Below are 18,481 nucleotides of genomic sequence, written 5' to 3' on the forward strand. Positions count from 1 at the left end.
TGGCCTCGAGCTGCTGGAGGAGGCCCGCCCGACCAACGACAAGGCGCTGCGCGAGGCCCTGGACGAGGCCGCGAAGAACCCCGAGCTCGTTCCACTGGTCCGGGTCATCGAGTCGCTCCCGGCGCCCGCATAGGGTGCGGACATGGGAGATCTTGAGATACGGCCCGCCGCCACCGACGACATCCCCGCGATCGTCGGCATGCTCGCGGACGATCCGCTCGGCGCCCGGCGCGAGTCGCTCGACGACCTGACGCCCTACCTCGCCGCGTTCGAGCGGCTCACCAGCGACCGGAACCAGCACCTGGTCGTCGCCGTACGCGAGGGCCGTGTCATCGGCACGCTCCAGCTCACGGTCATTCCCGGGCTGTCCCGGCGCGGAGCGACCAGGTCGATCATCGAAGCCGTACGCATCCACGCCGACGAGCGCGGCAGCGGTCTGGGCACGCGGCTCATCGAGTGGGCGATCGACGAATCCCGCCGTCAGGAATGCCAGTTGGTGCAGCTGACCTCCGACAAGAGCCGTACGGACGCCCACCGCTTCTACGAGCGGCTCGGCTTCACGGCCTCGCACGCGGGCTTCAAGCTCGAGCTGTGAAACGGCGAGGTGCTTGTTTCACGTGAAACAAGCACCTCGCCGGTCCCCGCACGGTGGCGGGGGCGCACTCTCGGCCGAAGGTCAGAGCCGGTCGATTCCCCGCCACCCCTCGGGATCCACTCCACCGGGCACAGCAGCCCCCTCGTCGTACGGCTGACGCGTGAACACGAACGACCCTAGGTCCAGATGATCCACGACCCCGTCAGGGCGCCGTACGGCCTTCAGGAGCTCTCCGGCGTAATAGCCCTCCAGTCCCTTCCAGGTGCCGTCACCGTTGGGCCGGAACCGCGATCCGCGGCCCTTGCCGGACAGCGGCTCCAGGGAGACCAGTCCGCCGGCCGTCAGCCGCAGCGCGAAGGCATGCGTGCCCCAGTACCACTGTCCGGCCAGCTCCAGGACCGCCGGATCGACGTCCCGCATCGGGCGCCACGGCTCGGGAATCCGCGGCTCGGCCTCGGCGACGATCCGCACGAGGTCGGCGGCGACCGTGAACAGCAGCGGTCCGGAGGTGCAGTTGGTCAGGACGACAGCGGCGAGATCGTCCTCCACACTGACGGTGAGACAGGCGAGGAAGCCCGGCAGCGAACCCGCGTGCCCGAGGAGGACCCTGCCGTCCTGGCGCCGGAGCTCCAAGCCCAGGCAGTAGGCATAGCCGCTCTCCACATCCGCGGCCTCCATCGGAGCCGCCGGCGTCCTCATCTCGCGCAACGACTCGGCGCCGAGCACCCGGTCGTCGCCCTGGATCAGAAAGGCCGCGAACCGTGCCAAGTCAGCTGTGGTTGACCAGAGTTGACCTGCGGACGCCATGCGGCCGAGGTCCTCGACCGGTTCGGGGAGCATGACGTCGGCCCAGGGATGCACGGCCCAGCCCCCGGCGTGCGGGGCCTGCGGTTGCACACTCGTGCGGCTCAGCCCCAGGGGTTCGAGCACTTCCCGCCGGAGCACTTCCTCCCACCGGGCTCCGCGCAGCTTCTCGACCAGAGCGCCCAGCAGCGTGTAGCCGGGGTTGGAGTAGTGGAACCGGCGGCCGGGCTGATGCAGGAAGGGCTGTTCGCCGAGGACGTCGGACAGCTCGGGCCGCAGGGATCCGGAGGTCCGCTCCCACCAGGGCGCCGGCGACTCGGCCGCCAGCCCGCTCGCATGCGCGAGCAGTTCGGCGATGGTCGCCTCCCCCGCACCCGTGCCCGGCAGATGCTTCTCCAGCGGGTCTCCGAGGGCGAGCAGGCCCTCGTCGCGCAGGCGCAGGACGAGAACGGCGGTGAAGGTCTTGGTGATCGAGCCGATGCGGTACTGCACATGCTCGTCCGGGCCGTGCCCGTCCATCGACGTACGCGAGCCGTGCCACACCGCCCGGCCGCCCCGCACGACCGCGGCCACCATCGAGGGCGCACGCCCTTCGGCCTGGGCCGTGGCGACGCGGTGCAGCAGCGCGCGGCGGGTGGTGGGAAGCAACTCGTCCTGAAAAGTCGTCATGCCCCCAGTCCACCCCGCCGTCAGCTCTGGAGTCGAGCGCATTCCGGCGGAGGCGCGGATCAGGTCTGCGCCATGTCCACGAACCGCGAGTAGTGACCCTGGAAGGCGACCGTGATCGTCGCCGTCGGACCGTTACGGTGCTTGCCGACGATGATGTCGGCCTCGCCGGCGCGCGGCGACTCCTTCTCGTAGGCGTCCTCGCGGTGCAGCAGGATCACCATGTCGGCGTCCTGCTCGATGGAGCCGGACTCACGCAGGTCGGACACCATCGGCTTCTTGTCCGTGCGCTGCTCGGGACCACGGTTCAGCTGCGACAGCGCGATCACCGGAACTTCCAGTTCCTTCGCCAGGAGCTTGAGGTTACGGGACATGTCCGAGACCTCCTGCTGACGGCTCTCGGAGCGCTTGGAACCACCGGCCTGCATCAGCTGGAGGTAGTCGATGATCACGAGCTTGATGTCGTTGCGCTGCTTCAGCCGGCGGCACTTCGCGCGGATCTCCATCATCGACAGGTTCGGGGAGTCGTCGATGTAGAGCGGTGCCGCCGAGACCTCGGGCATCCGTCGTGCCAGCCGGGTCCAGTCCTCGTCCGTCATGGTCCCGGAGCGCATGTGATGCAGGGCCACGCGCGCCTCGGCCGACAGCAGACGCATGGCGATCTCGTTGCGCCCCATTTCCAGGGAGAAGATGACGCTCGCCAGGTTGTGCTTGATCGACGCCGCGCGCGCGAAGTCGAGGGCGAGCGTGGACTTGCCCATGGCGGGGCGGGCCGCGATGACGATCATCTGGCCCGGGTGCAGACCGTTGGTGAGCGAGTCGAGGTCCGTGAACCCGGTGGGCACACCGGTCATCTCGCCTGAGCGCGAGCCGATGGCCTCGATCTCGTCGAGCGCGCCCTCCATGATGTCCCCGAGCGGGAGGTAGTCCTCGCTGGTGCGCTGTTCGGTGACCGCGTAGACCTCGGCCTGGGCGCGGTTGACGATCTCGTCGACGTCGTCGTCGGCCGCGTATCCCATCTGTGTGATGCGGGTGCCGGCCTCGACCAGGCGGCGCAGTACGGCCCGCTCGTGGACGATCTCCGCGTAGTACTCGGCGTTCGCGGCCGTCGGCACGGTCTGGACGAGGGTGTGCAGATACGAGGCGCCGCCGACCTTGTTGATCTCACCGCGCTTGGTGAGTTCGGCGGCGATCGTGATGGGGTCGGCCGGCTCGCCCTTGGCGTAGACGTCGAGGATCGCCTGGAAGATCGTCTCGTGCGCCGGCTTGTAGAAGTCGTGGCCCTTGATGACCTCGACCACGTCGGCGATGGCGTCCTTGGACAGGAGCATGCCGCCGAGGACGGACTGTTCGGCGTCGAGGTCCTGCGGCGGGACTCGCTCGAAGGTCGAACCGCCGCCGTCCCATTCGCCGTTGTCCCGGCCGCGATCGTGCTGTTCGTCGCGTCCTCGGCCGCCTTCGCCGCGTCGGCGGGAGGCGGGCAGACGATCACTGGGACCGCTGTCGGCCCACGGGTCGTCCAAGGGCTCGGAAATGCTCACCGAGCCACCTCCTCCCGTCCGCCGAGCGGACCTCGCCGTGCCTCTCTGTTCTACGGCACGCCACTGACAAATAAGAGGCCCAACTCCGGTTCAGGCACGTCGGTTTTGTGACGCTTTCACGGCCGAAGGACGGAGCGGGCGCCGGACCACGGTAGGCCCGCGGGCACCGTCAGCCAATCTGGTTATCCACAGGCCATGTGGACGACGGCCCCGATGCTGTGGAGAACTCCTCAAAACCTGTGCACGACCCGGTGGACAGGCCTGTGAACAAGCTCCGAGCGATTCTCCACAACCAGCTCTGACCTGCACGTTTACCATCCACCGGCTGTGCAGAAGAAAAACTTCCCCAGTCGGACCAAGATCGCTTCGAACGGTGCGCGAAAGCATACGACGAGAGAGGGCGAGTAAGAGTCACTACTCAATTGCATCTCTTACCTGTGGACGATTAGATTGGTGGCCATGACACAGGCCCCCGCGAGACCCAAGGCTGCCCGGCGACAGCACGATCGAGAGATCGTCGCACTGGCCGTCCCGGCCTTCGGCGCACTCGTCGCCGAGCCCCTCTTCGTCATGGCCGACAGCGCGATCGTCGGCCATCTCGGTACGTCCCAGCTCGCCGGACTCGGGGTCGCCTCGGCCCTCCTCATGACGGCCGTCAGTGTCTTCGTCTTCCTCGCCTACGCCACCACAGCAGCCGTCGCGCGACGCGTCGGCTCCGGCGACCTTCAGGCCGCGATACGCCAGGGCATGGACGGCATCTGGCTCGCCATCCTCCTGGGTGTCGCCGTCATCGCGGTCGTCCTGCCCACAGCACCGTTTCTAGTGGAACTCTTCGGCGCCTCGGACACCGCGGCTCCGTACGCCACCACCTATCTACGGATCTCGGCACTCGGCATACCGGCCATGCTCGTCGTCCTCGCCGCCACCGGCGTCCTGCGCGGACTCCAGGACACTCGGACTCCGCTGTACGTCGCCGTGGCGGGCTTCGTCGCCAACGCCGTCCTCAACGCGGGCCTCGTCTACGGCGTCGGCCTCGGCATCGCCGGCTCCGCGTGGGGCACGGTCATCGCCCAGTTCGGCATGGCCGCGATCTATCTGGTGGTCGTCGTCCGCGGAGCCCACAGGCACGGTGCCTCCCTGCGCCCCGACGCGGCCGGGATCAGGGCCTCCGCACAGGCCGGGGTGCCTCTGCTGGTCCGCACGCTCTCGCTGAGGGCGATCCTCATGATCGCGACGGCCGTCGCGGCCCGGCTCGGGGACGCCGACATCGCAGCCCACCAGATCATCCTCTCGCTGTGGAGCCTGCTCGCCTTCGCCCTGGACGCGATCGCCATCGCCGGACAGGCCATCATCGGCAGGTACCTCGGCGCCGGTGACGCCGAGGGTGCCAGAGCTGCGTGTCGCCGCATGGTGGAGTGGGGCATCGCAGCAGGCGTGGTCCTGGGCCTTCTCGTGGTGATCTCCCGGTCGCTCTTCCTGCCGTTGTTCACCAGCGATTCGGTCGTCAAGGACGCCGCCCTGCCCGCCCTTCTCGTGGTGGCGCTCTCCCAGCCGATCTGCGGCGTCGTCTTCGTCCTGGACGGCGTCCTAATGGGAGCGGGGGACGGCCCCTATCTAGCCTGGGCCATGGTGCTCACACTGGCCGTGTTTGCTCCGGTCGCACTGCTCGTCCCGGCGCTGGGCGGCGGCCTCACGGCGGTCTGGGCGGCCATGACGCTGATGATGACGGTCCGCATGCTGACGCTCTGGCTGCGCGCCCGCTCGGGTCGCTGGATCGTGACGGGCGCGACGCGCTGAGGCGCAGGATCGCCACGGGCTCGGCATGCCGAGGCGCAGGTCGCCACCGACGCCGCGCTGAATGTTTCACGTGAAACACGCTGTTTCACGTGAAACGGACGCGTCCCATGAAGGCCCGCCGCCCCTTCCCGAGACCCACGCCCAACTTCCTCCATAGTGAAGGGGCGCATTCTGCACAGTGAAGGGGCCGTACCTCAGCAGGTACGGCCCCTTCATTCAGCTGTTCAAGCCGAGCGCAGCGATCAGGCCGCGATGACCTCGATGTTGACCTTGGCGGCAACCTCGGGGTGCAGACGCACGGACGTCTCGTGGGCGCCCAGGGTCTTGATCGGGGAGCCCAGCTCGATGCGGCGCTTGTCGACCTCGGGGCCACCGGCAGCCTTGATCGCGGAAGCGATGTCGGCCGGCGTGACGGAACCGAAGAGACGACCGGCGTCGCCGGAGCGGACGGCCAGACGGACCTTCACACCCTCGAGCTGGGCCTTGACAGCGTTGGCCTGCTCGATGGTCTGGATCTCGTGGATCTTGCGAGCACGACGGATCTGCTCGACGTCCTTCTCGCCACCCTTGGTCCAGCGGATAGCGAACTTCCGCGGGATGAGGTAGTTGCGAGCGTAACCGTCCTTGACGTCGACGACGTCGCCCGCGGCGCCGAGGCCGGAGACCTCGTGGGTGAGGATGATCTTCATGTTTCGGTCACCCTTCCCTTATCGCGCGGTGGAGGTGTAGGGCAGCAGCGCCATCTCACGGCTGTTCTTGACGGCCGTGGCGACGTCACGCTGGTGCTGCGTGCAGTTGCCGGTCACGCGGCGGGCACGGATCTTGCCGCGGTCGGAAATGAACTTCCGCAGCATGTTCGTGTCCTTGTAGTCCACGTACGTGACCTTGTCCTTGCAGAAAGCGCAGACCTTCTTCTTCGGCTTGCGCACAGGCGGCTTCGCCATGGTGTTTCTCCTGTGTGATCAAGAAGTTTGGGTACGGCCCGCCCCGGACCCGAGGGTCTAGAAGGGGGGCTCGTCCGAGTAGCCGCCGCCGCTGCCGCCGGAGTTTCCACCCCAGCCGCCGCCACCGCCGCCGCCCTGGTTGCCACCGGCGGGAGCGCCGGTCGCCCACGGGTCGTCGGCAGGAGCACCGCCGCCGCCCTGCTGGCCGCCGCCGGAGTTACCACCCCAGCCGCCGCCACCCTGGCCGCCACCGCCGCCGTAACCGCCCTGGCCACCACGGGCGCCACCGGAGGTCTTGGTGACCTTCGCCGTGGCGTTCCGCAGGCTGGCGCCGACTTCCTCGACGTCCAGCTCGTAGACCGTGCGCTTGACGCCCTCACGGTCCTCGTAGGACCGCTGCTTCAGCCGGCCCTGCACGATGACGCGCATGCCTCGCTGGAGCGACTCGGCGACGTTCTCCGCCGCCTGACGCCAGACCGAGCAGGTCAGGAACAGGCTCTCGCCGTCCTTCCACTCGTTGGTCTGACGGTCGAAGGTGCGGGGGGTGGACGCGACACGGAACTTCGCGACCGCCGCACCGGAAGGGGTGAAGCGCAGCTCGGGGTCGTCGACAAGATTGCCGACGACCGTGATGACGGTCTCGCCTGCCATGGGGAACCTCTCGGCGGGTTTGCTGCTCTGGCTGCTTGGTTGCTGCTACTCGAATCCCGAGATCAGCTGAGCGGGAGAGCTCAGTGGGTCTCGGGGCGGAGGACCTTGGTCCGGAGGACCGACTCGTTCAGGTTCATCTGGCGGTCGAGCTCCTTGACGACCGCAGGCTCGGCCTGCAGGTCGATGACCGAGTAGATGCCCTCGGGCTTCTTCTTGATCTCGTACGAGAGACGACGACGGCCCCAGGTGTCGACCTTCTCGACCTTGCCGTTGCCCTCACGGACGACGGAGAGGAAGTTCTCGATCAGGGGGGCGACAGCGCGCTCCTCCAGATCGGGGTCGAGGATGACCATCACCTCGTAGTGACGCATGTGGAACCCACCTCCTTTGGACTCAGCGGCCACGGTCGTTCCGTGGCAGGAGGGTTGTGATGCGTACGCAACGGTATCGGCGGGCACTGACAATCGGGGTGACCTCGCGGTTTCCCCGAGCTGGCCCGGGCAGACATCGGTGCAGACGGTACACAGTACCCGCACACCTGCTTCCGGTTGAAATCCGGCCGCCGTCGCCCACAATCTGTACACATCGGGTGTGTATGGCGCTACGATGCGCCGCCTTCCGCAGGAGGTGCCCTATGGCACAGGCATTGCGACCCAACACCGTCGGAGGCCTCTTCGCCACGGACGGAAAGCCCCATCCCATCCAGGACACCCTGCTCGTGGTGACCCTGGTGCTCGGTATCACTTCGTTCATCACGGCACAGTTCGACTTCCTGCACCTGCTCAGCTCCTGGACGGGTCTGGTGGGCATCATCGCCGGGGCGTACGGTCAGTGGATCTCGGAGACGACGCGTGAGCGCTTCGGCCTGATCGTGGGTCTCGGCGCCTCCGGAGTCGGCTTCTTCCTCGGCATGGCGCACGGCGGGCTCTTCGGCGGCTTCTGACGTCGGGGGCAATGCCCTTCCCGCGCCGGCCGGGGAGACCCTCTCCCGAACACCGGTAGAACATCGCAGAGAACACTCTCGAACGCCTCGGCGACGCGGAAGCCGGGGCGAAGCTGCCGTACGCCCAGTCGGGGCGCTCCACAGGCGCAGTAGGCTTCGGCGCGAGAGCCGGAGCCCCTGTACCCATGGGGACACACCAGCCCGAGGAGCGCCCCGAATGAGCCTGACCCTGAGGACGATCAGTCGCGAGCAGCATCTGGCCTACATCCAGAGCCTGCCCGCGGCCAGCCACATGCAGGTCCCGGCCTGGGCTGACGTCAAGGCTGAGTGGCGTTCGGAGAGCCTCGGCTGGTTCGACAGGAGCGGCGAGCTGGTCGGCGCGGGCCTCGTCCTCTACCGCCAGCTGCCCAAGATCAAGCGCTACCTCGCCTATCTGCCCGAGGGCCCGGTCATCAACTGGTTCACGCCGAATCTGACCGAGTGGCTGGAACCGATGCTCGCGCACCTCAAGCAGCAGGGCGCCTTCTCCGTGAAGATGGGCCCGCCGGTGATCATCCGGCGCTGGGAGGCCACCTCCATCAAGGCGGGCATCCAGAACCCCGACGTGAAGCGGCTGCGCGACATCGAGGCCGACTTCATCGAGCCGCGCGCCTTCGAGGTCGCCGACAAGCTGCGTCGTATGGGCTGGCAGCAGGGCGAGGACGGCGGGGCCGGCTTCGGCGACGTGCAGCCCCGCTACGTCTACCAGGTGCCGCTGGCCAACCGGTCCCTGGAAGAGGTCCACAAGAACTTCAACCAGCTGTGGCGACGCAACATCAAGAAGGCCGAGAAGGCCGGCGTCGAGGTCGTCCAGGGCGGTTACCAGGACCTCGAGGAATGGCAGCGCCTGTACGAGATCACGGCCGTGCGCGACCACTTCCGGCCGCGTCCGCTGTCGTACTTCCAGCGCATGTGGACGGCCCTCAACACCGAGGACCCCAACCGCATGCGGCTGTACTTCGCCCGCCACAACGGTGTGAACCTGTCGGCGGCGACGATGCTGATCGTCGGCGGGCACGTCTGGTACTCCTACGGTGCCTCCGACAACATCGGCCGTGAGGTCCGGCCCTCGAACGCGATGCAGTGGCGGATGCTGCGCGACGCCTATGCCCTCGGCGCCACCGTCTACGACCTGCGCGGCATCTCCGACTCGCTGGACGAGACCGACCACCTCTTCGGCCTGATCCAGTTCAAGGTGGGCACGGGCGGCCAGGCCGCCGAGTACCTCGGCGAGTGGGACTTCCCGCTGAACAAGCTGCTTCACAAGGCGCTCGACATCTACATGTCGCGTCGCTGACCTTGAGTTCTCTGCTTCGATACCGTCAACAGCTGCACCGTCGATAGCTTCCATATCTCTGATACACCGCAGCCACCAGAAAGGTTCCAGGTCCGGCCATGGCGCTCACGCTCTACGTCGACACCGCGCGCTGGCGGGCGCACCACAAGCACGTGCAAGAGCAGTTCCCGGGTCTCGTCCCGGTCTGCAAGGGCAACGGCTACGGGTTCGGGCACGAGCGGCTGGCGGAGGAGGCCACACGGCTGGGCTCGGACATACTCGCCGTCGGCACGACGTACGAGGCCGCACGCATCAAGGACTACTTCGGCGGTGACCTGCTGGTGCTGACGCCGTACCGGCGCGGCGAGGAGCCCGTCCCGCTGCCGGACCGGGTCATCCGCTCGGTGTCCTCGGTGGACGGCGTGTACGGCCTGGTGGGCGCCCGCGTCGTCATCGAGGTAATGTCCTCGATGAAGCGGCACGGCGTGAACGAGCAAGACCTGCCGCAGTTGCACGCCGCCATAGAGAACGTCCGGCTGGAGGGCTTCGCCATCCACCTGCCGCTGGACCGCACCGACGGCTCCGACGCCGTCGAGGAGGTCATCGGCTGGATGGACCGGCTGCGCGCGGCCCGGCTGCCACTGCACACGATGTTCGTCAGCCACCTCAAGGCCGAGGAACTCGCCCGTCTCCAGCAGCAGTTCCCGCAGACCCGCTTCCGCGCCCGCATCGGCACCCGGCTGTGGCTGGGGGACCACGACGCCACCGAGTACCGCGGCGCCGTCCTGGACGTCACACGCGTCTCCAAGGGCGACCGCTTCGGTTACCGGCAGCAGAAGGCGGCTTCTGACGGCTTCCTGGTGGTCGTGGCGGGCGGTACGTCGCACGGGGTGGGTCTGGAGGCCCCGAAGGCCCTCCACGGCGTCATGCCGCGTGCCAAGGGCGTCGCACGCGCCGGCCTCGCCACGGTCAACCGGAACCTTGCTCCCTTCGTGTGGGGAGGCAAGCAGCGCTGGTTCGCCGAACCGCCGCACATGCAGGTCTCGATCCTGTTCGTCCCGTCGGACGCACCGGAGCCGAAGGTCGGTGACGAACTGGTCGCCCATCTGCGGCACACCACCACGCAGTTCGACCGCCTCGTCGACCGCTGATCCGGTGCCGCTCAGCGGCTGAACCACCGCCGGCCGCCAACGCCGCAGCCACGAAAGGCCGTACCCGGACTCCTCCGCGTACGGCCTTTTCGATGTCGGTCCCGCTCCGCGCAGGGCCTTTGGCGTGGCTCCACGAGCCCTGTTCGCTCAGAGCGAACTGCCGGTGGCCCCGCGGTTGCCCCACTCCACCTGAGGCCCCTCGAAGTGGACCGCATGCCGCGGTGGATGCGTCGCGGCGCCGAGCACGAACACGTCCTCCGCCCTGTCCAGGACGCCGCCCGAGGGGTCGTCCTCACCGCCACGGCGCACCGGATCGCGCTCGGGCATGAGGATGTCCCGGACGATGACGGCGCACAGGTACAGGGTGCCGAGCAGGTGGGCGCCGATGGCCCAGTGGTAGCCGTCCGGCGGCAGGCCCTTGTGAGCGTCTCCGCTGGTCGTGTACGCGAGGTACAGCCAGATCCCGAGGAAGTAGGCGACCTCGCAGGCCTGCCAGATGAGGATGTCGCGCCACCTCGGCCGGGCCAGGACGGCCAGCGGCACCAGCCAGAGGACGTACTGCGGCGAGTAGACCTTGTTGGTGAGGATGAACGCGGCGACGATCAGGAAGGCCAGTTGGGCGAAGCGCGGGCGCCTGGGCGCGGTGAGCGTGAGCACGGCGACGCCGGCGCAGCACAGCAGCATCAGCAGCGTGGCCAGCGTGTTGACGGACTCGGTGCTCAGCGGGTCGTCGGAGTTCTGGGCCAGGATGAGCCAGAAGGATCCGAAGTCGACGCCGCGCTCCTGGCTGAACCGGTAGAACTGCGACCACCCGTCCCAGGCGAGCAGCATCACCGGAAGGTTCACGACCAGCCAGGCGACCACGGTGCCGCCGAGCGCCTTGCCGAAGTCCCGCCACTTGCCCGCGCGCCAGCACAGGATGAACAACGGGCCCAGCAGGAAGACGGGATAGAGCTTCGCGGCCGTGGCGAGGCCCAGGAGGACCCCGAAGGCGAGGGAGCGGCCTCGGGACCACATCAGCATCGCCGCGGCTGTCAGAGCGACGGCCAGCAGGTCCCAGTTAATGGTCGCGGTCAGCGCGAAGGCGGGCGCCAGGGCGACCATCAGGCCGTCCCAGGGTCGCCGAGTGTGCGTGCGGCTCACGCAGACGGCGATGACAGCCGCGCATGCCATCAGCATCCCGGCGTTGACCATCCAGTACCACTGCTCCTGGTCCTGGATGCTGCCGCTGCCCGGCGTGAGCCAGGAGGCAACCTCCATGAAGACTCCGGTCAGCACCGGGTACTCCAGGTACTCCATGTCGCCGGGGAGCTTGTCGAAGTACGGCACGAGCCCGTCGGCGAAGCCGCGCCCCTGGTAGAGGTGCGGGATGTCCGAGTAGCAGGCGTGCGTGTACTGCGAGCTGGCGCCGAAGAACCAGGCGCCGTTGTAGCACGGCGCCTTCTGGACCAGCCCGAGGGCGAACATGCCGATCGCCAGGAGCGCGACGATCCGCACGGGAGTCCACCAGGACGTCCCGAGCAGGGCACGCCGTCCGATGGGGCCACCGATCAGCTCGCTCCCGTTCGCGGCGACCTCGTCTTCCTTGGTCGGCCGCACCACGGGGTCGGGCTCGTGCACGCTCGTGGGCGTCGTCTCTGCACTGGGCATGGGGGACATCCTGCCGTACCAGTCTGAGAACGGCGCGAGGGCCAAGACGGCGGGGCGGTCGAGTGTTTCACGTGAAACCGACGTTTCACGTGAAACAGCACGCCGGCCTACCGCCCACGAGGCCCCGCACGAGCGACAAAGGCCGGTGGCCGGCACCCACCTCATGGGTACCGGCCACCGGCCTTCTCGCGTCAGATGAGCCCTCGGTCAGCCTGACGACCCACCGAAGATGCCTCCGTTGCCGTTGCCATTACCCCCGCTGCTGTCCGTCGCTGTTTCCGTCGGAGTCGGTGACAAGGTCGTCCCCCCGTCCGAGCCGCCGTTCTGTCCACCGTTGCTGTTGCCGCACTGCCAGTCGAACTCGCTACAGGTGTCGGTGGGCGTCGGCGTCGGCGAAGTCTCCGTCTGCGTCGGCGTCGGCGTCGGTGTCGGGCTCTCCTCGACGGTCTCGGTGGGCGACGGCGCCACAGTGGGCGTGGGCGTCTCCTCGATGATCTCCCCGAGGGGCTCCGCCGGCGGGAACTCCTCGTAGTCCACGCCCTTCATGGCCTCGGCCATGTAGTCCTTCCAGACCTGCGCCGGAATGTCACCACCATGGATGGAGGGCACGCCGCCGGTGCCGTTCATGGACAGCAGCTTGCCCTTGTCAGGGTCCGTCCGGAACAGCGTGACGGCTGTGGACAGCTCCCTGGTGTAGCCGACGAACCACGCCGACTTGTTCTCGTCGGTGGTACCCGTCTTGCCGGCCACCGGGAACCCGATGTCCGCGACCTTCTTGCCGGTGCCGTTCTTGACCACGTTCTGCAGGACGTCCGTCACGTTGTTCGCGACGTTCTCGTCCATGGCGGTCGTGCCTTCCGGCTTCTCGAATCCTTCGAGCGGCCCGCCGTCCTTGAGGACCTTGGTGACCGAGTACGGCTCGAAGTGCTCGCCCGACGCGGCGAAGGAGCCGTACGCGTCGGCCATGCGGATGGCGCTGGGGGTCGAGGTACCGAGCGAGAAGGAGACGTTCCTGATGTTGCCCTTGTCGAAGAAGGCGGACGAGATACCCATCTTGTTCGCCATCTTCTGGGTGTTGGACAGGCCGACGTCGATACCCAGCTGAGCGAACGGGCTGTTGATCGACTGCTCCATGGCCTTCGTGAGGGTCACGTCACCCCAGGCCGTGGTGCCTTCGTTCTTCTGCCGGAACGGCTTGCCGTTGTTGCCCATGATCGGGTCGCCGTTCTGGTCCTTGATCACGAGAAGGTCGTCGCCGTTGTACTTCGTCAGCGGCGAGAGCGGCTCTCCGTCGGTCTCATAGGTCCCGTACTGCATGGCGGAAGCCAGCACGATGGGCTTCCAGGTCGAGCCGACCGGCACACCCAGAGTGTTGGCGTTGTTGGAGTAGTGCCCCTTGTCGTAGCCCGCGCCGCCGTACAGCGCGACGATCGCTCCGGTCTTGGGATCGACCGACGCCCCGCCGAACTGGACGTGCTTGTCCTTCTCCCGCTTCTTGGTGTTGAGGAAGCTCTTGCGCGTCTTCTCGACGGCCGCCGCCATCTGGTTGACCTTCTCCTTGTCGAAGGTCGTGTAGATCCGGTAGCCGCCCTTCTCCAGGTCCTCAGGGGAGAGACCCGCCTTCTTGGCGACGTACTCCTTGGCGATGTCGATCAGATAGCCGGATTGCCCGGAGAGGTTCGAGCTCTGCTTCTTCAGCGTGGGGAACTTGCCGACCTCGGCCCGGTCCGCCGGCGTCATACGGCCGACCTCGACCATGCGGTCCAGGATCCACGACCAGCGGTCCTTGGCCCGCTTGGTGTTCTTGTCCGAAGTAGCGTTCGCTCCCACACCACCGTCGGGGTTGTAGAAGTTCGGGCCCTTGAGGACGGAGGCCAGGAAGGCGCACTGCGTAGTGGTGAGCTTCGTGGCGTCCACGCCGAAGTAGGCCTGCGCCGCCGCCTGGATGCCGTAGGCGTTACGGCCGTAGTAGGCAGTGTTGAGATAGCCGGCAAGGATCTCGTCCTTGGAGAGCTTCTGGCCGACCTTGATGGAGATGAAGAGTTCCTTGAACTTACGGGTGAGCGTCTGCTCCTGGCTCAGATAGGTGTTCTTGACGAACTGCTGGGTGATCGTCGAACCACCCTGCGTCTCGCCGCCCTTCGCCATGTTGAGCAAGGCACGCCCGATACCCGCCGGGTCGATGCCCTTGTCGTCGTAGAAGGACGCGTTCTCGGCGGAGACCACCGCATCCTTCATCTCCCGCGGGATCTCGGCATCGCTCACGAGCTGGCGGTTCGTCTGACCGCCGGTCGCGGCCATCTGCTTGCCGTTGGACCAGTAGAAGACGTTGTTCTGCGCCAGGGCGGTGTCCTGGGCCTTCGGGATCCCGACCATGGCGTAGCCGATGCCCGCAGCGGCGATCAGGCCACCCATCAACGCGAGAAAGGCCCCCGTGACGAGCCGCCACGACGGCGTCCAGCGCGCGAGGCCGTCCTTGCCGGCGCGGGGATAGTCGATGAACCGCTTGTTGGGCGGCGGCGCGGCCCGTCCTCTGCCGCGCCCGGGCCCGCTCGGCCCACCGGGAGCGCCGCGGCGGCCGCCTCTGCCCGGTTCGGGCGCCTTGCGCCGGCCACCGGCGCTCCTCTGGGCCGCGCGTCGTGCTTCGGCGCGGCCGCCGTACTGACGTTCCTCGCTCACCGCACCGGTGGGACCCGACCCGTACGAGTCGGAGGGAGATCCGGTGGCGCCTCGCGGTGCCGCTCGGCGGCCGGCGGACGAGCCGGCCTGGCCGCGTCGGGCCGCGGCACGTCCGCCTCCCTGCGGCTGCGGCGGTTTGCGACGGTGCTCGCTCATCGAACGACTACTCCTTGGACAGGCGCACCCCTGGGCGCCTGGCAACGGCGGCGGTTTTCCGGTCCCCCCGGAGTACGGATGTGGCCGGTTCCTCATTCACCCGTACTGCACCAAGGATGACGACGCCCTCAGGTGTCACTCGGTTCCCGGTGCTGTGCATGGCGCACAGACTACGCACCGTCAAAGTCCTCCTAGCCCCGAACTTCACCCCAAATCAGGCAACTCGCTCCACATGAATCGTTGATGTGATCCCGTTCACCGTTCCCCCACTTGTCGTGCCCGGAAGGCCGTTCTATCGTCTTGATGTATCGAGTCGATACATCAGCGCGAGATAAGGACGAGGAGGCGAGGGGTGAGCCGACGTTCCGGGATCCTCGAGTTCGCCGTACTCGGACTACTTCGCGAGTCCCCGATGCACGGCTATGAGCTGCGCAAACGACTCAATACATCGCTGGGCGTGTTCCGTGCGTTCAGCTACGGCACGCTCTATCCCTGCCTCAAGACGCTGGTCGCCAACGGCTGGTTGATCGAGGAACCGGGGAACACCACGGAGGACGCGCTCGCCGCACCCCTCGCGGGCCGTCGCGCCAAGATCGTCTATCGATTGACGGCGGAAGGTAAGGAGCACTTCGAGGAGCTGCTCTCCCAGACCGGACCCGATGCGTACGAGGACGAGCACTTCGCTGCCCGATTTGCCTTCTTCGGACGCACACCCCAGGACGTGCGCATGCGCGTGCTGGAGGGCCGTCGCAGTCGGCTGGAGGAGCGCCTGGAAAAGATGAGCGCCTCTCTGGCGCGCACCCGGGAACGCCTCGACGACTACACGCTCGAGCTCCAGCGCCACGGGATGGAGTCCGTGGAGCGCGAAGTGCGCTGGCTGAACGAGCTCATCGAGAGCGAGCGGGCCGGACGGGACCTGAGGGGTTCCGCCTCCGGGGGGCCCGACTCGCAGGACAACACCACTGGAGCGCCGGGCGGCCTGCCCCGGCCGGGGGACGACCCCCGGCCGGATACGCCCGGCGACACCGCCACGTGAGATCCACTCAGGACCTCACTCGTACACACAGGGAGCAACCGGAATGGGTTCGGTTCGCGTAGCCATCGTCGGCGTGGGCAACTGTGCCGCGTCGCTGGTTCAGGGAGTCGAGTACTACAAGGACGCCGACGCGGCGTCGAAGGTCCCCGGCCTCATGCACGTGCAGTTCGGCGACTACCACGTCAGCGACGTCGAGTTCGTCGCCGCGTTCGATGTCGACGCGAAGAAGGTCGGCCTCGACCTCGCAGACGCCATCGGCGCGAGCGAGAACAACACGATCAAGATCTGCGACGTGCCCCGTTCCGGCGTGACCGTCCAGCGCGGTCACACCCTCGACGGTCTCGGCAAGTACTACCGCGAGACCATCGAGGAGTCCGCCGAGGCCCCGGTCGACGTCGTCCAGGTCCTCAAGGACAGGCAGGTCGACGTCCTCGTCTGCTACCTGCCCGTCGGTTCCGAGGACGCGGCGAAGTTCTACGCCCAGTGCGCCATCGACGCCAAGGTCGCCTTCGTCAACGCCCTGCCGGTCTTCATCGCCGGTACCAAGGAGTGGGCCGACAAGTTCACCGAGGCCGGCGTCCCGATCGTCGGCGACGACATCAAGTCCCAGGTCGGTGCCACCATCACGCACCGCGTCATGGCGAAGCTGTTCGAGGACCGGGGCGTGATCCTGGACCGCACGATGCAGCTGAACGTCGGCGGCAACATGGACTTCAAGAACATGCTCGAGCGCGACCGCCTCGAGTCCAAGAAGATCTCCAAGACGCAGGCCGTCACCTCGCAGATCCCCGACCGGGAGCTCGGCGAGAAGAACGTCCACATCGGCCCGTCCGACTACGTCGCCTGGCTCGACGACCGCAAGTGGGCCTACGTCCGCCTCGAGGGCCGTGCCTTCGGTGACGTCCCGCTGAACCTGGAGTACAAGCTGGAGGTCTGGGACTCCCCGAACTCCGCCGGCGTCATCATCGACGCGCTCCGCGCCGCGAAGATCGCCAAGGACCGCGGCATCGGCGGCCCGATCCTGTCGGCGTCCAGCTACTTCATGAAGTCCCCGCCGGTCCAGTACTTCGACGACGAGGCCCGCGAGAACGTCGAGAAGTTCATCAAGGGCGAGGTCGAGCGCTAAGCAGACGGAGCCGCACCAGAACGCTCCTGCCAGGGCTGTGGAGGGTCCCCGGGTTGTACCGCCCGGGGACCCTCCCGTATGTGAGGCTGTGCCCCATGTCCGTCGTACGCGATCTGCGGGTCCTGCTGCGCTTCCGCGACTTCCGGCGCCTGCTCGTCGTACGCCTGCTCTCACAGGGCGCCGACGGCGTCTACCAGACCGCGCTCGCCACGTACGTCGTCTTCTCCCCGGAGAAACAGACCTCGGCCACCGCGATCGCCTCCGCCATGGCGGTGCTGCTCCTGCCGTACTCCCTGGTGGGCCCGTTCTCCGGCGTCCTGCTGGACCGCTGGCGCCGCCGCCAGGTCCTGCTGTACGGCAGCCTGCTGCGCACCCTGCTGGCCTCGGCGACGGCCGCCCTGATCGTCACCGAGGTCCCGGACTGGCTGTTCTACGTCTCCGCGCTGTGTGTCACCGCCGTCAACCGATTCGTCCTGTCGGGTCTGTCCGCCGCGCTGCCACGCGTGGTCGACGAAGAACGGCTCGTGATCGCCAACTCCCTTTCCCCGACCGCCGGAACGCTCGCCGCGACCACGGGAGCGGGCCTGGCCTTCGTCGTACGGCTGGTGGTCTGGGACTCCGATGCCGCCGTGGTGCTGCTGGGAGCGGCGCTGTATCTGTGCGCCGGGCTGGCCGCGCTGCGCATGGCGCCGGAACTGCTCGGTCCCGATCGCGAGTTGGTGCGGCCACGTCTTGCGACGGCCCTCTCCGGCACCACACACGACCTGGCGGCAGCCGTACGTCACCTCTCCGCTCCGCCGCGCCGAGAGGCCGCCTGGGCGCTGTTCACGATGACGCTGATGCGCTTCTGCTATGGCGCTCTGCTCGTCATGGTGCTGATGCTGTGCCGGTACGCCTTCTCCTCCACCACCGATGACGGACTCGCCCTGCTGGGGCTGGCGTTGGCCCTCTCGGGCGCCGGCTTCTTCGCGGCGGCCGTGGTGACCCCCTGGGCCGCCGCGCGGCTCGGCCCCGGCTGCTGGATCGCCACGTGCGCAGGCGCCGCCGCCGTGCTGGTGTCCGCGCTCGGACTGCCCTTCGCCGCAACTCCCATGCTGGTCGCGGCATTCGTGCTGGGGCTGACGACACAGGGCGCGAAGATCTCGACGGACACGATCGTGCAGTCCTCGGTCGAGGACGGCTTCCGTGGCCGGACCTTTTCGGTCTACGACGTGCTGTTCAACGTCGCGTTCGTCGGAGCGGCCGGAGTTGCCGCGCTGATACTGCCGCCGGACGGCCGTTCCGCCGCTCTCGTGGTCACAGTCGCCGTTATCTACGCGGCAGTTGCGGTGGCTATGGCCCGCTTTGAGTACCGGTCTGTGTCACATCAATGACACAGAGCCATTCCTGAGTACTGAGTTGTCAGTGCGGCCCGGTAACTTACGTCC

16 protein-coding genes and 1 pseudogene are annotated in these 18,481 nt (G+C 67.7%); 9 read left to right on the forward strand and 8 right to left on the reverse strand.

The annotated features are described in order from the left end of the window. Both AC3ETA_RS28045 and AC3ETA_RS28050 read left to right on the forward strand, forming a co-directional pair. A pseudogene (locus tag AC3ETA_RS28045) lies at positions 1–133 on the forward strand (MarR family transcriptional regulator); the annotation flags it as partial. Positions 134–142: 9 nt separating this feature from the next. Then, positions 143–595 (forward strand): GNAT family N-acetyltransferase, encoded by a 453-nt coding sequence (locus tag AC3ETA_RS28050; protein WP_432195685.1) that lies wholly within the window; start codon positions 143–145, stop codon positions 593–595. An 81-nt stretch (positions 596–676) separates the two neighbouring features. Here the strand turns inward: AC3ETA_RS28050 and AC3ETA_RS28055 are convergent, their stop codons facing one another. Continuing rightward, positions 677–2,068, reverse strand: coding sequence for a serine hydrolase domain-containing protein (locus AC3ETA_RS28055; protein ID WP_432195686.1), 1,392 nt, complete (start codon positions 2,066–2,068; stop codon positions 677–679). Positions 2,069–2,127: 59 nt separating this feature from the next. Then, on the reverse strand, positions 2,128–3,606 hold the full coding sequence (dnaB, locus tag AC3ETA_RS28060) for a replicative DNA helicase (protein WP_107904989.1): 1,479 nt from the start codon (positions 3,604–3,606) through the stop codon (positions 2,128–2,130). Positions 3,607–4,065: 459 nt separating this feature from the next. Between dnaB and AC3ETA_RS28065 the strand changes: the two genes are divergently transcribed. Next, a complete protein-coding gene (locus AC3ETA_RS28065) occupies positions 4,066–5,403 on the forward strand; it encodes an MATE family efflux transporter (protein ID WP_432195687.1) in 1,338 nt (445 codons plus the stop codon). Between the two features lie 242 nt (positions 5,404–5,645). On the opposite strand, the gene rplI is transcribed toward AC3ETA_RS28065, so the two are convergent. The 4 genes from rplI to rpsF all read right to left on the reverse strand — a co-directional run bounded on the left by rplI (position 5,646) and on the right by rpsF (position 7,369). Then, positions 5,646–6,092, reverse strand: coding sequence for a 50S ribosomal protein L9 (gene rplI / locus AC3ETA_RS28070; RefSeq protein ID WP_380849707.1), 447 nt, complete (start codon positions 6,090–6,092; stop codon positions 5,646–5,648). Between the two features lie 18 nt (positions 6,093–6,110). Continuing rightward, the gene (rpsR, locus tag AC3ETA_RS28075; protein WP_003949403.1) at positions 6,111–6,347 is read right to left on the reverse strand and encodes a 30S ribosomal protein S18; all 237 of its coding nucleotides are present in this window, start codon (positions 6,345–6,347) and stop codon (positions 6,111–6,113) included. A gap of 57 nt (positions 6,348–6,404) precedes the next feature. Continuing rightward, the gene (locus AC3ETA_RS28080) at positions 6,405–6,998 is read right to left on the reverse strand and encodes a single-stranded DNA-binding protein (RefSeq protein WP_432195688.1); all 594 of its coding nucleotides are present in this window, start codon (positions 6,996–6,998) and stop codon (positions 6,405–6,407) included. Between the two features lie 80 nt (positions 6,999–7,078). Then, positions 7,079–7,369, reverse strand: a complete 291-nt coding sequence (rpsF, locus tag AC3ETA_RS28085; RefSeq protein ID WP_005482942.1) for a 30S ribosomal protein S6 — start codon at positions 7,367–7,369, stop codon at positions 7,079–7,081. A gap of 263 nt (positions 7,370–7,632) precedes the next feature. Between rpsF and AC3ETA_RS28090 the strand changes: the two genes are divergently transcribed. The 3 genes from AC3ETA_RS28090 (at position 7,633) to AC3ETA_RS28100 (ending at position 10,407) form a co-directional block, all read left to right on the forward strand. Then, complete coding sequence (locus tag AC3ETA_RS28090) at positions 7,633–7,941, forward strand: hypothetical protein (protein WP_432195689.1); 309 nt, start codon at positions 7,633–7,635, stop codon at positions 7,939–7,941. Between the two features lie 217 nt (positions 7,942–8,158). Beyond that, positions 8,159–9,277 (forward strand): peptidoglycan bridge formation glycyltransferase FemX, encoded by a 1,119-nt coding sequence (femX, locus tag AC3ETA_RS28095; RefSeq protein ID WP_030951926.1) that lies wholly within the window; start codon positions 8,159–8,161, stop codon positions 9,275–9,277. 98 nt (positions 9,278–9,375) lie between these two features. After that, positions 9,376–10,407 (forward strand): alanine racemase, encoded by a 1,032-nt coding sequence (locus tag AC3ETA_RS28100; RefSeq protein WP_432195690.1) that lies wholly within the window; start codon positions 9,376–9,378, stop codon positions 10,405–10,407. Positions 10,408–10,554: 147 nt separating this feature from the next. Here AC3ETA_RS28100 and AC3ETA_RS28105 read toward each other — a convergent pair whose 3' ends face one another. Together AC3ETA_RS28105 and AC3ETA_RS28110 are read right to left on the reverse strand one after the other, a co-directional pair. Beyond that, positions 10,555–12,057 carry a glycosyltransferase family 87 protein gene (locus AC3ETA_RS28105; RefSeq protein WP_432195691.1) on the reverse strand — a complete coding sequence of 501 codons (1,503 nt, stop codon included), beginning with the start codon at positions 12,055–12,057 and terminating at the stop codon, positions 10,555–10,557. A gap of 207 nt (positions 12,058–12,264) precedes the next feature. Beyond that, positions 12,265–14,892 carry a transglycosylase domain-containing protein gene (locus tag AC3ETA_RS28110; protein ID WP_432195692.1) on the reverse strand — a complete coding sequence of 876 codons (2,628 nt, stop codon included), beginning with the start codon at positions 14,890–14,892 and terminating at the stop codon, positions 12,265–12,267. A gap of 352 nt (positions 14,893–15,244) precedes the next feature. On the opposite strand from AC3ETA_RS28110, the gene AC3ETA_RS28115 reads away from it, so the two are divergent. From AC3ETA_RS28115 to AC3ETA_RS28125, 3 genes are all read left to right on the forward strand, one after another. Further along, a complete protein-coding gene (locus AC3ETA_RS28115; RefSeq protein ID WP_330355165.1) occupies positions 15,245–15,928 on the forward strand; it encodes a PadR family transcriptional regulator in 684 nt (227 codons plus the stop codon). A gap of 43 nt (positions 15,929–15,971) precedes the next feature. Further along, entirely contained in the window at positions 15,972–17,054 is a 1,083-nt protein-coding gene (locus AC3ETA_RS28120) for an inositol-3-phosphate synthase (RefSeq protein ID WP_432195693.1), read from the forward strand. A 95-nt stretch (positions 17,055–17,149) separates the two neighbouring features. Further along, on the forward strand, positions 17,150–18,427 hold the full coding sequence (locus AC3ETA_RS28125) for an MFS transporter (protein WP_432195694.1): 1,278 nt from the start codon (positions 17,150–17,152) through the stop codon (positions 18,425–18,427). Positions 18,428–18,481 lie beyond the last annotated feature (54 nt).

This window comes from Streptomyces sp. bgisy027, assembly GCF_057710365.1.